The 16,240-nt window shown below is 42.6% G+C and carries 8 protein-coding genes; 6 read left to right on the top strand and 2 right to left on the bottom strand.

What is annotated here, in order from left to right:
- Positions 1 to 53: 53 nt before the first annotated feature.
- On the bottom strand, positions 54 to 677 hold the full coding sequence (locus ACSX1A_RS06585; protein ID WP_439882825.1) for a hypothetical protein: 624 nt from the start codon (positions 675 to 677) through the stop codon (positions 54 to 56).
- Positions 678 to 919: 242 nt separating this feature from the next.
- On the opposite strand from ACSX1A_RS06585, the gene mnmA reads away from it, so the two are divergent.
- The 5 genes from mnmA to ACSX1A_RS06610 are packed head-to-tail and all read left to right on the top strand — an operon-like array spanning position 920 to position 7,587.
- Positions 920 to 2,047, top strand: a complete 1,128-nt coding sequence (mnmA, locus tag ACSX1A_RS06590) for a tRNA 2-thiouridine(34) synthase MnmA (protein WP_439882826.1) — start codon at positions 920 to 922, stop codon at positions 2,045 to 2,047.
- Complete coding sequence (locus tag ACSX1A_RS06595) at positions 2,047 to 2,778, top strand: hypothetical protein (RefSeq protein ID WP_439882827.1); 732 nt, start codon at positions 2,047 to 2,049, stop codon at positions 2,776 to 2,778. The genes mnmA and ACSX1A_RS06595 overlap by 1 nt, the downstream gene beginning before the upstream one ends.
- Positions 2,779 to 2,781: 3 nt before the next feature.
- On the top strand, positions 2,782 to 4,446 hold the full coding sequence (locus ACSX1A_RS06600; protein ID WP_439882828.1) for a S8 family serine peptidase: 1,665 nt from the start codon (positions 2,782 to 2,784) through the stop codon (positions 4,444 to 4,446).
- A gap of 39 nt (positions 4,447 to 4,485) precedes the next feature.
- Complete coding sequence (gene rpe, locus ACSX1A_RS06605) at positions 4,486 to 5,142, top strand: ribulose-phosphate 3-epimerase (protein WP_439882829.1); 657 nt, start codon at positions 4,486 to 4,488, stop codon at positions 5,140 to 5,142.
- Between the two features lie 9 nt (positions 5,143 to 5,151).
- On the top strand, positions 5,152 to 7,587 hold the full coding sequence (locus ACSX1A_RS06610) for a TonB-dependent receptor (RefSeq protein ID WP_439882830.1): 2,436 nt from the start codon (positions 5,152 to 5,154) through the stop codon (positions 7,585 to 7,587).
- Between the two features lie 40 nt (positions 7,588 to 7,627).
- Here the strand turns inward: ACSX1A_RS06610 and ACSX1A_RS06615 are convergent, their stop codons facing one another.
- On the bottom strand, positions 7,628 to 8,500 hold the full coding sequence (locus ACSX1A_RS06615) for a DUF2911 domain-containing protein (protein ID WP_439882831.1): 873 nt from the start codon (positions 8,498 to 8,500) through the stop codon (positions 7,628 to 7,630).
- A gap of 449 nt (positions 8,501 to 8,949) precedes the next feature.
- On the opposite strand from ACSX1A_RS06615, the gene ACSX1A_RS06620 reads away from it, so the two are divergent.
- Positions 8,950 to 16,227: a YDG domain-containing protein gene (locus ACSX1A_RS06620; RefSeq protein WP_439882832.1), complete on the top strand. Its 7,278-nt coding sequence runs from the start codon at positions 8,950 to 8,952 to the stop codon at positions 16,225 to 16,227.
- The last annotated feature ends 13 nt before the right edge of the window (positions 16,228 to 16,240 follow it).

The following is a 16,240-nucleotide window of genomic DNA, read 5'->3' on the forward strand; positions in this document are numbered from 1 at the left end:
GCCCTCTTTTTACATAGTTAACAGCAGCGAAACTTTTGTGCTCCTGCTAAAGATTAAAGCTCCTCAATTTCTTCGAAAATTTCCTGCAATTCGTCAAAGTCTTTCAGACCAGGTTTTATTTCATGCCCGCCCTGTAGTCCTATGCCTGCCGGTTTTATTTGCTGCAGTGTTGTATTAATGTTGCTCTTATCCAAACCAAAGCCAATATATACACTGTATTCCTTCGCAAGTGCAGCCAGGAATTTGGTATTTGTATCGTCTATCGTATTAAAGTCATCTGAATAAACAATAAAAGAGTGGACTACGGTACTGTACAGCTCCATCATCTCCAGTAGTTCACTCTCTACAGTATCTTTGTTAATAAAGATCTTTTGAATAACAGGCCGGCTGATTTCTTCTATTTCATCGATAAGATAAGGCGTGTCCAGTTGAATAAAATCCAAGCCAAACTCTTCAGCCATATCATTTATTATCTCTGGTTTAGCCCGTTCAAACTCTCCGGCAAGTTGCACGCCTGACAGCCAACCAGTTATTTCTTTTAACTTTTCTGGCTGAACACGGTCTTTATCATCAAGTTTAAGATTAAAGCCGATGATGTCTACGCCCATGCCCGCACAATAACGTGCGTCGCTTAAATTGTTTATTCCGTTTACTATTACTGAGGTACGTAGCGACATTGTAAATTATACTTTAATTATTTTATTCGATTTCTTATACTGCAATCAGGCTTCAAAGTAAAAGCCAATTCTAAAACTATGCTACCTTTTTTGCATTTTTTTTGATACACTGATAACGTAAGAAATTTAGATTTCCATATTTGTAGCTACAATATTTGAGTGCCTGAATCTTTATTACTCTGTTGTTGTTGCTATATTTGTGAAAATTTAATATTAAGTCGCATTAAAGGTTTTTTATATAGATGAGTACAAAAGGAAGGGTGTTGGTAGCCATGAGCGGTGGTATTGACAGTTCAGTGGCAGCAGTAATGCTACATGAGCAGGGGTACGAGGTAATTGGTATGACCATGAAGACCTGGGATTATGCTTCCAGCGGTGCTAGTAAAAAAGAAACAGGCTGCTGTAGCCTGGATTCTATAAACGACGCCCGCAATATTGCTGTTAGCCTTGGTTTTCCGCACTACATAATCGATATCCGTGAGGAGTTTGGTGATTTTGTTATCAACCACTTTACCGATGAATATCTTGCTGGCCGTACGCCAAACCCATGTGTATTATGTAATACACACATCAAGTGGGATGCGCTGCTGCGCAGGGCCGACCAGTTGGGTTGTGAATTTATTGCCACAGGGCATTACGCTAACATCCGGGAGGAGAATGGCCGTTATGTGATCTCCAAAGGACTGGATGAACATAAAGATCAGTCTTATGCGCTTTGGGGAATTTCGCAGCAGAGTTTAAGCCGCACTATCTTCCCGCTTGGTAATCTGCATAAAACCGAGATCCGCCAGATGGCTTTAGACAGAGGATTTACCGAGCTGGTGAACAAACCGGAGTCTTACGAAATATGTTTTATACCTGATAACGATTACCGTGGCTTTTTAAAGCGCCGTGTAGAAGGCTTAGCCGAAAAAGTTGCCGGGGGTGAATTTGTGCTGGAAGACGGAACAGTTGTTGGCAATCATGAGGGGTATCCTTTTTATACTATCGGGCAGCGGAAAGGGCTGGGCGTAGCTTTAGGCTTTCCGGCCTATGTCACACGTATCGAAAAGGAAGGAAACCGCGTAGTGCTTGGAAATTATGAAGAACTGGCCAAGAATGCTATGACTGTTGGCAAACTGACTATGGGTAAGTATGAAAACCTGATTGATCAGCCTATTCCGACTATTACAAAAGTGCGTTATAATGATCCCGGTACCGAAGCCATAATTGAGCAGGTAGGGGATAAAATGAAAGTGCATTTCCTAAGTGGTGTTCATGCTATTGCTCCAGGGCAGGCAGCAGTTTTCTACGAAGGAAATGATGTGATAGGCGGTGGATGGATCGAATCTAATTTTAACTCTGACTTTAAGCTGGACGTGTTACAATAATGGTAAATAAAGCGCTGTTTGTCTTCCTGCTGCTGGCTGTACTAGCCGTTGGCTGTAAAGAGAATTATGTAGAGCCAGACAAGGAAGCCTTAGGCCTTGCTTATTATCCTTTGGAGATAGGTGATTACCGTATTTACAACGTTCTGGATATCCGTTATAAATTTAATGTAGGAGATACCACGCGTTTTCAAATCAAAGAACGCGTGGATACTACATTCTATGATCAGTCCGATAAGCTTACCTACAAGATCATCCGTTCTGTAAGACCCAACGAAGGCAGTGAGTGGGTTGATGACTCAGTGATGGTAATAACCAAAACTGAAAGCATGCTACTACTTACTAAAAACAACACCAAGTATGTGAAACTGGTATTTCCTGTTAAAGAGGGTGCCGTGTGGGTAGGGGATGCCTATAATGATCATGTCGCACCTGGCTGGATCGGCAATAAGATCAACGGTAAAGAAGTTTATACTTATGAAAGTGTAGGCCAGCCTTTTGAAGTATCCGGGGAAGTATATCCCGAAACTACTGAAGTGATACATGGTGACTTTAAGAACGATGGTGTGGTTTATAATGATCGAAAGGAAGTATATGCAAAAGGCGTCGGATTAATTTACAGTTTGTACAAACGAATTGATTATTGCTCGACTCAAGGCTGCAATTTTGCAGAGGGCTACAAACTGCAGGGGCATGAGCGATACGAATCCCTTATTTCTTACGGAAGCCTGTAGTATATGCGTCAACTGCTACTCTTCATAAGCCTTTTATACTTTAGCCCACTTTTTGGGGTGTTTGGGCAGACAAGTGGAACAGCAGCAACTCAAAAACGCATCATTTACTTTACCGATAAAAACAACTCTCCTTTTTCGCTGCAGCACCCGTTAGAATTCCTTTCCCCAAAGGCTATTGAGCGACGAAAAAGACAGCACATCCCTTTAATTAAACGAGACCTTCCCGTAAACCCCGCTTATGTTGCGGCTCTAAAAGTTCAGGGCATTTCTGTCTGGTATACTTCCCGTTGGTTTAATGCGGCCATTGTACAGTGTACACAGGAGCAGTGGGATGCTTTGAAGCAGTTGCCCTTTGTAAGATCTTCTCTGACACTTAACCGGGTTGCAGAGCCTGTTGGCGAAGTGGTGGAGGTACTAAAACACTCCGAAGTTCTTTCAATGTCAGCGCTCGAAGCTGATTTTTCGGAAGAGGAAGATTACGGACCAGCCTATCATCAGGCAAACATGCTGGGTGCACTGCAACTTCATAAGGACGGGTACAGGGGAGAAGGCATGACCATTGCCGTGCTGGATGCTGGTTTTCCGGGAGTACAAAACATAGCAGCATTTTCACATCTCTTTAGTCAGGGCAGGATAAAAGGCACCTTTGATTTTGTGCTGAAGCAGCAGCACGTTTATGGGGCCAACTCACATGGTACAGCGGTTTTATCAACTATGGCGGCTTACTATCCCGGCAAACTGATCGGCACAGCCTATAAAGCAAACTACCTGCTGTTAAGAACTGAAGACGCTGCCACAGAGCATCCGATAGAAGAAATAAACTGGTTACTGGCAGCAGAATATGCCGATAGTGCAGGTGCCGACGTGATCAATACATCGTTGGGTTATACAACGTTTGATGCACCTTCGAGAAGCTATACTTATACTGATTTAGATGGAAACACCACCCTTGTAGCCAAAGCTGCAGATTTTGCAGCTGCCACCGGAATGCTGGTAGTGGTGAGTGCCGGAAACGAAGGGAACAGTAGCTGGAAATACATTGGATCACCAGCTGACGCTGACTCCGTTCTCGCTGTTGGTGCTGTGGATTCTTTGGGTACAAAAGCTTCTTTTAGTTCTTTTGGGCCAAGTGCAGACGGACAGATAAAACCGGATGTTGTGGCCTTAGGGCAGAAAGCATACGTGCTGAATGCGGCTGGCAACGTCTCGAAAAGTAATGGCACCTCTTTTTCGGGCCCTATAGTAGCTGGCTTTGCAGCTAGTTTATGGCAGGCAAACCCTTACCGTACCAACTATGAGATGATTCAGTTATTGCGCAAAATGGGCAGTAATGCCAAAACTCCGGACAATTTAACTGGCTATGGTATTCCGTTGTATAGCCGCTACCTGGAAATTATCAGATATCTGCCAAAGAACAAGGAGGTACTAATTACAAATCCGGTATTGCATCAGCCTGTGATTCTGAGTTTTGGCAATGAATGGCTTTATAAGCCTGTAGAGGTACAGGTAATAGATGTAACCGGCAAAGTTGTACACCGGGAGCTATTAAACGAAGTTAGCCAGGAGCAGGAGCTGAAACTTGCCCCGCACTTACTGCGGAACGGCCTCTACTTATGCAGGCTTAGATCCGGTGATTTGATAGCAACCGTTCGTTTTGTTAAAATTTAATGTATTTTCAATCCTAATTAATAAACTACCTTTGTAGGTATGAGACCACTAATTGCCCCTTCTGTATTAGCTTCCGACTTTGCAAACCTTCAGTCGGAAGTAGAAATGCTTGAGAAAAGCCAGGCCGATTGGCTGCACATTGATATTATGGATGGCCGTTTTGTGCCAAACATTTCTTTTGGGTTTCCGGTGATGGAGGCTATAAAGCGCTATGCTACAAAACCGATGGATGTGCACCTGATGATCGTGGAGCCAGAACTCTACATTGAGCGTTTCCGCACAGCAGGAGCAGACATTATATCTGTTCATGTTGAGGCTTGTAATCATTTGCATCGTACCATTCAGCAAATAAAAGCAACGGGTGCAAAAGCCGGTGTAGCTGTAAACCCACATACACCAGTACTATTACTGGAAGATGTGATCGCTGATCTAGACATGGTTTGCCTGATGTCTGTAAACCCTGGTTTCGGTGGCCAGAAGTTTATCGAAAACACTTATAGAAAGATCGAATCGCTCAAAAACCTGATCATTTCCCGTAACTCACAGGCTTTGATTGAGGTTGATGGAGGTGTAAATGAGCAAAATGCACCCTTACTTCTGGACAAAGGAGCAGATGTATTGGTAGCTGGCAGCTTTGTGTTTTCTTCCGCCGATCCTATTCAAACAATAGCAGATCTGAAAAATTCATCTAAATAAACAGTACTGATGCTGAAATATTTATCGGTATGGCTCCTGCTACTTTTGCCGTTAGGTGTTTCAGCACAGCAAGCTATTCTAAAAGGCAGAGTACTAACGGAGGGGAATGTGCCTCTGGAGCTTGCAACTATTGGAATCAAAGGAACAACCGTTGCCACGCAATCAGACTCTGATGGTGCGTTTAGTCTACAGGTTCCTGCAAACCGCGACGTGATCTTACTGGTGCGCTTTCTTGGTTATAAAGAGCAGGAAAGAAAGCTCAGGCTACAACCTTCTCAAATTGCAAACCTCGAATTTAAGCTGGAATTAAACCCGAATCAGTTAGGTACTGTTGATGTACGGGGCAAGAATAACAGCGATACCCGGGAGCAGGTAAGCGTTACAAAATTAGACCCCCGCCTCACCAGAAATCTACCTTCTGCTTTCGGTGATTTTAATAAAATACTTGTTACCCTACCTGGTGTTACTAGTAATAATGAGCTATCGAGTACCTACTCCGTGAGAGGGGGTAATTATGACGAGAATCTTGTTTACGTTAACAATATTGAAATCTACCGGCCTTTCCTGATCACAGCAGCCCAGCAGGAGGGACTCAGCTTTGTGAACCCTGACCTGGTAGATGATATAGAATTTTCATCGGGAGGATGGCAACCCAAGTATGGCGACAAACTCTCCTCTGTACTTAGCATCCGGTATAAAACGCCTCAAAAATTTGCAGCCTCTCTTACAGGTGGTTTAACAGGTGGTTCCCTACATCTCGAGTCGGCATCTAAAAATAAAAAAGTTACTTATTTAGTAGGAGTGCGCCATAAAAACGGGCAATATGTGCTTCAGGGGCTGCAGGTAGATGGGGAGTATAAACCTATTTTTTCTGATGCACAGGCATATGTAACAGTTGACCTGAGTAAAGCAGGCGCTGATGCTGGCACAACAACACTGGGCATACTTACCAGCTATGCACAAAACAAGTACCTGGTTATCCCGGAAAGCAGGGTTACTACTTTTGGTACCAGAAGCTCGCCTCTGCGCCTGTACGTTGGGTTTGATGGCCGTGAGTTGATGGAGTACCGCACTTACCAGACTGGATTGAATTTAAATCATCATTTTTCTGATAACTTCAATAGCGAGTTTATACTATCCGGCGTTCATTCCCGTGAGCGGGAGTTTCGCGATGTAGAGGCTGGTTACAGGCTAAGTGAGGTTAGCGTGAATGCGAATAATTTAGGAGAGGATGAGCGCACCAGGGGAGTTGGTAGTCAGTTTGATCATGCCCGAAACACTTTACTTGCCCGTTTTATTACAGCTGAGTCCCGTAATACATGGCGCTTCAGCCAGAGAAGTGCAGTTCTTTTTGGTGTTAAAGGTGGAATCGAGAATATTGCTGATGAAATCTCAGAGTATGGGTTTGTAGACTCAGCAGACTACGTTAATAAGAGCTACCTTTTGCAGTCGGACCTGAACCTGAATAGCAAGCGCTATAACGGATATGTGCAGCACACATTTGAGCTGGATTCTTTAAAAACTATTACCTATGGCATACGCGCAAGCTACTGGGACTTTACTAAAGAAGCTACCATTACCCCTCGTGTGCAGTATTCCTTTATCACAAAACATAACCCTGATTTATCTTTCAAAGCAGCCGCAGGCCTCTATTACCAGCCACCATTTTACCGTGAGCTACGGGATTTTAACGGGCAGCTGAACCAGGAAATAAAAGCACAAAGGTCGGTACATGCCATTATCGGCTCCGATTATCTGTTTAAAGCCTGGGGCCGCGATTTCAAATTTACGGCAGAGGCGTTTTACAAGCACATGACCAACGTTATACCATATGATGTGGACAATGTGCGACTTCGTTATTATGCCCGTAACAATGCCAAGGCCTATGCAACCGGACTGGATTTGCGGGTGAACGGCGAGTTTATTGAAGGTGCCGAGTCCTGGCTAAGTCTGGGGCTTTTACAAACTAAAGAGAACGTAGCAGGCGACTCTACATTTACCTATTCGCAGACGGGCGAGATAACCGGAAGGCAAGAACTAGGTTACCTTAGAAGGCCAACAGATCAGCTAGTGAACATTGGGGTTTTCTTTCAGGATCATTTACCTGATAACCCAACAATACGCATGTACTTAAACCTGATCTATGGTAGTGGACTTCCGTTTGGGCCTCCCAGGCAGCCAGAATACAGAAACGCATTCAACGGCAAATCTTACAAACGCCTGGACATAGGTTTTTCTAAATTGATCGTGCTGGAGAGTGAACTTATCGAGCGTAAGAAGGTAGCCTTACAGAGCCTTTGGGTAGGTTTGGAGATACTAAACCTGATCGATGCCAATAACCGCGTATCCTATACGTATGTGCAGGATGTGAACGGACTAACATATGCTGTCCCTAATTTCCTGACTGGCCGCAGGCTTAACCTGCGGTTTGTGGCAAAATTCTAAAACAGGCAGTTCAGAGAAAGGTCGTTTTAGCTATTGACTCCTAATTAGTTTTTATCTTCTTCCAGCTGCTATAAGCGGATTCTATTTCTTTTGCATACGTCTTATAGGAGTCCGGCTCAGCGCTTCCAAGCTTAATGGCTTTAGCAGTTAGATTGGTTGCCATTTCATACTCCTTATTCAAAGCGTAAAGTTTTGCTTTTATCCAGCTGTTAAAAAAGTTTTCTTTGATGGCAATAGATTTATTGATCCATTCCAGTGCTTTTTGATGGTGCTCTCTACGCGGCAACATGTACTCAGCACTTTGTGCCCAAATGTACCAGTCTTCCGGATCAGCCTTGGCTAAAGCTGCCTGTATATTAGCCAGTGCTTTCTTTTCGATCTCCGTTTCTATATTGATCGTAACAATTTTGTTTTCCCAAACTAAGTTTAACTTGCCGGTATTGGTGCCAATGTCAGAAAAATTGAATTGCATCGTCTCCTGGAAAGGGTGCTTTTTAGGATTTACCTCCAGATAAGCCACATCATTTAATTCGCTATACCCTTCAAGTCCCCATAGCGTAGTGTCTTTATTAAGCACAATATGCCATAAAGAGTCGCTTTTAGGAAGCAGGAAAAAGGAATAAGTACCAGCCGGGACACGTTCGTTGTTCAGGAAAAGTTCATCTTCAAAATGTATCAGAGTAGCCTCGTTAGCACCTGCACGCCAAAGTTTGCCATAAGGCACTAACCCTCCAAATACTTTACGTCCCTTAACACTTGGTGCATGGTAGCTCACTGAAATATCAGTTAAACCTATTGTTTGCTTCACAAAAGCTTCCGGACTGGCTTGTGGTAGCTTAAGCTGAGCATTGGCTTGCTCTGAGGTCAGTAATAAGGCAGCAAAAAGCAGGATAAGGGCAAAAATATTTCTCATAACACAGAAAATACAGGCAAATTGAACTGTTTAAACATATTGAAAAAACTATGCCAAGACGTATAATTTGGTCATAATTTTTAGCAAAGTTAATTAGAAAATCAGTTAGCCATACACTATACAAATCAATTCCTACGATAACCCAAAAGCACTTTTCCCTGGTTAGGCCAACAAGTACTCTTTTAAATAAATTATTTACCGAAATAATACAACATAATCTGCAAAATGCTGTATAGCTATTTTGTAACTCAATACATAATTGTTCTAATCCACTTTTTTATTAGGTTTTATATTGAAGCTGAGTACTTGTGTGTTCTAATTCAATTTAAAGTTATGCGTGCTTGTATTTTATAAAAGTGATTCAAGCATTAGCCATAGGTGTGCTGTAGCTATGTCTGCAGAGGTGTTTTGTTCTATTTTAACTAACCATTATTAACAGTTTATGATGTATGAATATTAAACTTTTACGAAATCGAATATTTAATGAGAATATGGTTTACCAGCGCATGCTGTTGGTTGCCATGTTCTTTTTGTTTTCTGCATGGGGGGTGAAGGCGCAAACAGTCACTACTGATAAGGATGACTATTCGCCTGGTGAGTATGTTATCATCACTGGTACCGGCTGGGAACCCGGCGAACAAGTTGATTTCACCTTCGAAGAAACTCCCAAACCAGAAACTTGCGTCAATTCCCATGATAATCATGCCATCGCCGATGCGAATGGCAAAATTTATTATAATGGTTTTTTGATTAAAGAAAATCATATTGGTGTTGCATTTGTATTAACTGCCATAGGGCAAGTATCAGGTAAAGTGGCTGTTACAGAGTTTACCGATGGAAATGTTAGGGTAAAAACAAGTGTTGGAATAATATCAGTTGAAGCAACTTTTTCATCGACCACAACCTGTAATAGTGGGCCAGGGGTTGTAATAAGTAATATTGGTTCATCAGGTTCCGCAATCAATGTTGGAGTAGCTGATGCTAATCAAAGACTATTTATTAGAGCTTCGGAATTTAACAATTTAGGTGGCCAATTTTTGTCTTGGTCTACAAAGGAAACTTATACAACTCCTGATCTAAATAAGCCATATGAAATCTGCGTAGTTGGAAAAAATGGCACAATAGATTTTACCGCAAACTATTCTACATGTACTGCTCCAACAATATCTTCTCAGCCGCAGTCTAATAGTACGACCACAGTTTATGGTAGCAATGTGACATTTAGTACAACAGCTAGTAATGCTGTTTCTTACCAATGGCAGGTTAGCTCAGATAATGGAGCTAACTGGGGTGATATAACAGGTAATCAATACGATACATCAATACCTGGAGAACTTAGAATTACTAAGCCTACAGTAAGTATGAATGGTTACAGGTATAGAGTTACTGTAACCGGTAATTGTACACCTAATGCAATTAGTAATGGTAATGCTACTCTAACAGTTAATCCTAAAGGATTAACCATAAACGGTGTTACAGCTTCAAATAAAGAATATGATGGCAATACAACAGCAACTTTGACGGGTACGCCTACACTAATTGGAGTAGTAAACCCCGATGTTGTTACTGTTGGTGGAGGAAGTGGTTCGTTTGCAACAGCAGGTGTAGGGAATGCCAAATCTGTAACCGTTACAGGTTATACTTTGGGTGGAGCCGGTGCTGCTAACTATATTGTTTCTCAGCCAACGGGTCTTGATGCTAACATTACAGCCAAAAATATTATAATTACGCCAACTGCGGGGCAGTCAAAAGTGTATGGAACTACTGATCCAATATTTACTTATACTCCAAGCGAAGCGCTGTTAGCTGGTAACAGTTTCACAGGTGCGCTTTCAAGAGTTGCCGGTGAAACAGTTGTTGCAGGGCCATATACTTATACAATAGGTACACTATCAGCTGGTCCGAATTACAGTCTGAGTTTAGGGGGTAACAATAAGTTTGCTATTACTCCAAAGGCACTTACAGCCACATCCACAGTTGCGACAAGGAAATATGATGGTACCACTGCACCAGGCACAGTTACATTAGGTACAGTTACCGGATTAGTAGGTACTGAAACCTTGTCCATTACTCCAACTGCAAGTAATTACGCTGATCCAAATGCAGGTACAGCCAAGAGCACAACTATTTCATATTCCCTTTCCAATGGAACAAACGGAGGACTCGCATCTAATTATAGTATGGCTCCACTTGTAACTGCAGGCATAGTGGAAAGAGAAAAATCAACAATTAATGTTATTGTAGGAGATCCATATACTTTCGATAACTCTGCTAAATCTATAAGCAGTGCAACTGTAACAGGAGTTGGTGGATCTACAGTTGGATCTGCTACTGTAGTGTATAAGCTGGGCAGCAACACAGTATCAGCTCCAACCAATGCTGGAGAATATGATGTGTACGCTTCATTTGTAGGAAACACGAATTATGAGCCAAGCACTGATAATAGCAAGAAGCTCCTTATTACCAAAGCAACACCGTCTGTCTCTTTAACATCGGCAAATTATACTTTTAATGGTAAAACTCAGGGCCCTGATGTTGCTTCAAACACTGGAACTGGTGAAAATTACTCTTTCAGTTATGCAGGTGTAGATGGTACAAGTTATGGACCTAATAACGCTAAACCTACAAATGCAGGTAATTACACAGTAACTGCAACAGTAGCACCAAGTGCTGATGGTAATTATAACACAGCCAGCTCTAGTCCGGTTGCTTTCTCTATTGACAGGGCAATACCAAATGTTACAGCGCAAGCTGCTTCAGAGCTTGTTTACAATGCTACTTCTAAAACTGGTACTGGTTCAGCTTTAGGCGTAGGAACACCTGCAGAAGTGTTAACCCCTGTTACTTTAAGCTATGCAGGCACAGGTACCACAAATTATCCTGTTAGTACAATTGCGCCAACAAATGCTGGTAGTTATACTATTACAGCAACATTTGCAGGTAACGATAATTATATAACACAAGTAAGTAACGCCATTCCATTTACCATTACTAAAAAACAGATAACTGTTACAGCTGATTCAAAGAGTAAGGTTTATGGCACTTCAGAAGATCCTGAATTGACTTACACAGTTTCTGGATTACTGAGCGAAGATAATTTAACTGGAAATTTATCAAGAGTAAGCGGAGAGGATGTTGGCGAATATGACATATTAAGCACATTAGCCAACAGTAACTATAATGTTACCTTTGCTTCTGCAAAGTTTAAGATCACTCCTAAGGCAATCGTAATTACTCCAACTGCAGGGCAAACTAAAGTTTATGGTCAAAATGATCCTGCTTTTGGTTTCAGTAATGATGGCGGACTTACTTCTGCTGCCTTTGGTGCTACCGAACTCGGCCGCACCCCAGGTGAGAACGTGGATTCTTATACTTATACTTTGGGTAATCTTTCTGCTGGTGCAAACTATAAATTAAGCTTAGCTGCTACTGCACCAACATTTACAATTACTCCTAAAGCATTGATTATAAGCAATCCACTGGCGCAGAGCAAAATTTATGATGGCAACGATGCTGCTATTATCACAGGCTCTTTAAGCGGTGTGGTAGGTAGTGATGCAGTCACATTCAACGGTACAGGTAAATTTGAAAGTACCGATGCAGGTAATAGTATCTTAGTAACATCTGACGCTACCCTCAGTGGCGCTGCAAAAGATAACTACACACTTACACACCCAAGTGGCTTAACTGCTAATATTACACCTAAACAACTATCTATTACAGCACCAACAATTGCTGCTAAGGTATATGATGGACAGCGTAACGCCGGAGCTGTAACGGTGGGTACTTTATCAGGTTTTGTAGGTTCTGAGACAGTTTTAGTTTCGGCTTCCGCTGAATTTGATAATGCGAATGCAGGTGACAATAAACCTGCTATTGTAAGTTATACTTTATCTGACGGCACAAACGGAGGTAAAGCTGGTAACTACAGCCTCGCACCTGGCTCAAGCACCGGCAATGTTTCCAGAGCAGTTTTAACTGCCGCATCTACTGTAGCTTCGAAAATTTATGATGGTGAATCTACTGCAGGTGCAGTTATTTTAGGTAATGTTAGTGGCCTTGTAGGTAATGAGACTTTAAATATTACTGCAGTTGCAAGCGATTATGAAGATGCAGATGCTGGTGATCAAAAGGCTACAACTATTTCATATACTCTCAAAGATGGTGCAAATGGAGGTCTTGCCTCTAACTATAGTATGGCAAATCTGTTAACAACAGGTAAAATCAATAAAGCTGCCTCTTCTGTAAATGTTGCAGTAGGTGGGCCTTATACTTTTGATAATACACCTAAGGCGATCATTAGCGCCACAGTAGTTGGTATAGGTGGCACAAGTATAGGAACAGCAACTGTAGAATATAAGCAGGGTGTTACAAAAGTAGAAGCCCCAACTAATGCGGGAATATATGATGTTTACGCTTCCTTTGCTGGTAACATCAATTATGATCCTAGCTCAGATAACAGCAAGCAGCTGATAATCGATAAGGCTAAAACAACTACGACCTTAACAGTAAGTGATGCTACCTACTCAGGAAATTCACATGGAGGCGATGCACAAGTAATAGGAGACGGTGGGCTAAATGAAGCAGTTACTATTTACTACGAAGGAGTAGCACCTACTGCATATCAACCTTCCGTAACAGCACCTACAAATGCTGGTACATATAAGGCTACAGCAAACTACGCTGAGTCTGCAAACCATGAGGCCTCCTCTGACAGTAAGACCTTTGCCATTGGCAAGGCGGACGCGATCATCAATGTGAGCGCCTATGATGTGGTCTACAATGGCAAGGAGCATAGTGCTACTTTCACAGCGCTTGGGGTTGAGAATTCTCCAGCTGACCTGTCATCGCTGATGGATGTTAGCGGCACCATGCACACCAATGCAGGCACTTACGCAGCAGACGCCTGGATCTTTGCCGGCAACGGTAACTACAACGCTTCCAGCGGCACAGTTGCGAACAAGATCGGTAAGGCAGAAGCCGCCATCGCAGTGACCGGTTACACAGGCATCTATGACGATGAAAGCCACGGTGCTTCTGGATTAGTTACCGGTGTTAATGGAGAAAAGCTGGAAGGACTTAACCTGGGAGCGAGCTTCACCAACGTCCCAGGCGGAACAGCCAATTGGGTATTTACGGATGCGACAGGCAATTATAAGGACGAAAGCGGTAGCGTCGCAATTACCATTGGCAAGGCAAATGCGATCATCAATGTGAGCGCCTACGAGGTTACCTACGATGGCAAGGAGCACAGTGCCTTGGGCAGTGCCAAGGGCGTAAAAGAAGAGGAACTCTCTGGTCTTGACCTGAGCGGCACCAAGCATATTATCGCCGGCACATATGGCGAAGACCAATGGAGCTTCACCGATGTGACAGGAAACTACAACGATGTAGCTGCAACAGCAATCACTAATAAAATTAACAAACGTTTAATTTCAGTAACACCGAACACAGGGCAAAGTAAAATCTACGGTTCTGAAGAACCAATAATTACTTTCACACCAAGTGAGGCGTTATTGACTGGCAACAATTTTACAGGTGCTCTAACACGTGAAGACGGCAAAAACGTTGGTTTATATGCCTATGGTTTGGGTACACTTACTGCTGGTGACAATTATACTGTATCCCTGGCTGAGTCATCTAATAAGTTTGCAATCACACCAAAGAGTATTACAGCATCAATCACAGCTTCTAACAAGGAATATGATGGCTTGCTTAGTGCCACTGCTTCAGGCAGCGTTCCGTCAACGGAAGTGATCACAGGTGATGTGGTGGCCGTGACCGTTACTAACGCCAAGTTCACAGATAAGAACGTAGGCGTAAGCAAGCAGGTCAGCGCAGGTGTTACCATCAGCAACAACAACTACAGCCTCAGCTCAAACACAGCCAATACAACTTCCGACATTACACCTAAGGGGTTAGCGGTGAGCGCCACAGCTTCAAATAAAGTTTATGATGGCACGCAAGTAGCAGTAGTTAGCGTTAGAGACAACCGAATTGCCGGCGATGAACTGACAGTAAACTACACAGAGGCCCTTTTCTCTGATAAGCATGCAGGCACTGGTAAGCAGGTGACAATTTCAGGCATTAACCTGACAGGATTAGACGCTGGCAACTATACACCAAATGAAGTAGCAACAGCAAGTGCTGACATCACAAAAAGACCATTGTTGCTTAGCAACTTCCGGGCAAACAGCAAGGTATACGACGGCTCTACTAATGTTCTGGGCGGTACAGGCTGTGATGACGACAGGGTTGCCGGCGACGATCTGAAACTGGACTTCACTGCTTTGTTCTCCGACAAGAACGTGGGCACAGACAAGGACGTCAACTACTCAGGCATCGTAATAGCCGAGGGCAGGGATAAGGACAACTATAGTCTTGCAACTGCGACAGGCGTGGCTAAGGCCAATATCACTCCCAAACCGCTCACTATAACTGCTCCAAGTATGAGTAAATTCTGTGGGCAGGATGACCCTACAACAGGATATAACTGTGTTGTTAATGGTGCAGTAATAGGAGAAACAATAACCACCAGTTATACAATAAATGGGACAACTGTTGTTCCTTCAAGTATTGACGAGAAGCTTATTAATTATGCAGTAACTTTAGTGAATGGTGTATTAACTGTAAACGGAGTTGTAATTGATGCATCCGCAAGTAGTAAGCCGTTGCAAGTTGGTAATGCCGCTAATTTATCAGCTACAATTTCCCCTACTGCATCAGATGTTTACGTTACCTTCAGGGTCCATAATGATCAGGGTTCTGTTATAAATATACAGAAAGTTAAAACCATAAATGGCATTGCTTCAGCTATTGTTCCAGCTTCGGCTTTAGCTGTAGGTGTATATAAAGTTATTGCAGAAGCAGGAACAGGTTGTTCTAGCTCTATAGCTTACATATCAGTATTTGATCCTACTGGTAACTTTGTTACAGGTGGCGGCTGGATAAATTCACCTGATGGAGCAATAAGAGTTGAAGGCAAGTATGGCATTACCAGTAAGACTGCTACTGGAAAAGCAAATTTTGGATTTGTAGCTAAATACAAGAAGGGATCAAACCAGGTAGATGGAAATACTGAGTTTCAGTTTAATACAGGTAACATTAATTTTAAAAGTACTCTCCACAATGAAATGAGTCTTGTTGTTACATCAGACAAAGCAACTTACAGAGGTGAAGGTACTTTAAATGGAATGTCTGGATTTAAATTTACAGTGATTGCTATTGATGGTGATGTGAAGGGTAAGTATAACAATGATAAGTTTCGTATCAGAATCTGGGATAGTGGCAATACATTAGTATATGATAACTTGGTAACAACATGTGATAATCTTAATGGATGTGACTATGATGAAGCCTCAGATTTTATTGGCGGTGGCTCTATCGTAATTCATGAGAACAAATCAGTGGGAGGCGGCTCAACAACCAGCAAGCTGATCACCGAAGCAAAAACAGACCTGGAAGAGAATGGCAGCTTCTACAATTTCCCGAACGCGTTCTCTGACAGAACTACAATTGCTTTCTCAGTAGACAAAGAGCAGAGTTACCTGCTGGAAGTGTATGATGTAAAAGGGGCACTGGTGAAGAGAGTAAGTATGGGAGTGGCTGAAGCTAACAACCTGTATGAGTTTGATGTGGATGGCAGAAACCTGGCAGAAGGTATTTACATTGCCAGATTGGTAACAGGATCCAAGTCTCAGAGTCTGAAAATGATACTGAAAAAGTAAAGTGCAGGTATAC

Source organism: Pontibacter sp. MBLB2868 (assembly GCF_051904785.1).
Classification (GTDB): domain Bacteria; phylum Bacteroidota; class Bacteroidia; order Cytophagales; family Hymenobacteraceae; genus Pontibacter.

Bases quoted from the DNA above. Each gene is read 5' to 3' on its own strand.
- ACSX1A_RS06600 (WP_439882828.1), top strand. From the start codon at position 2,782: ATGCGTCAACTGCTACTCTTCATAAGCCTTTTATACTTTAGCCCACTT.
- mnmA (WP_439882826.1), top strand. From the start codon at position 920: ATGAGTACAAAAGGAAGGGTGTTGGTAGCCATGAGCGGTGGTATTGAC.
- ACSX1A_RS06610 (WP_439882830.1), top strand. From the start codon at position 5,152: ATGCTGAAATATTTATCGGTATGGCTCCTGCTACTTTTGCCGTTAGGT.
- ACSX1A_RS06595 (WP_439882827.1), top strand. From the start codon at position 2,047: ATGGTAAATAAAGCGCTGTTTGTCTTCCTGCTGCTGGCTGTACTAGCC.
- ACSX1A_RS06585 (WP_439882825.1), bottom strand. From the start codon at position 677: ATGTCGCTACGTACCTCAGTAATAGTAAACGGAATAAACAATTTAAGC.
- ACSX1A_RS06615 (WP_439882831.1), bottom strand. From the start codon at position 8,500: ATGAGAAATATTTTTGCCCTTATCCTGCTTTTTGCTGCCTTATTACTG.
- rpe (WP_439882829.1), top strand. From the start codon at position 4,486: ATGAGACCACTAATTGCCCCTTCTGTATTAGCTTCCGACTTTGCAAAC.
- ACSX1A_RS06620 (WP_439882832.1), top strand. From the start codon at position 8,950: ATGAATATTAAACTTTTACGAAATCGAATATTTAATGAGAATATGGTT.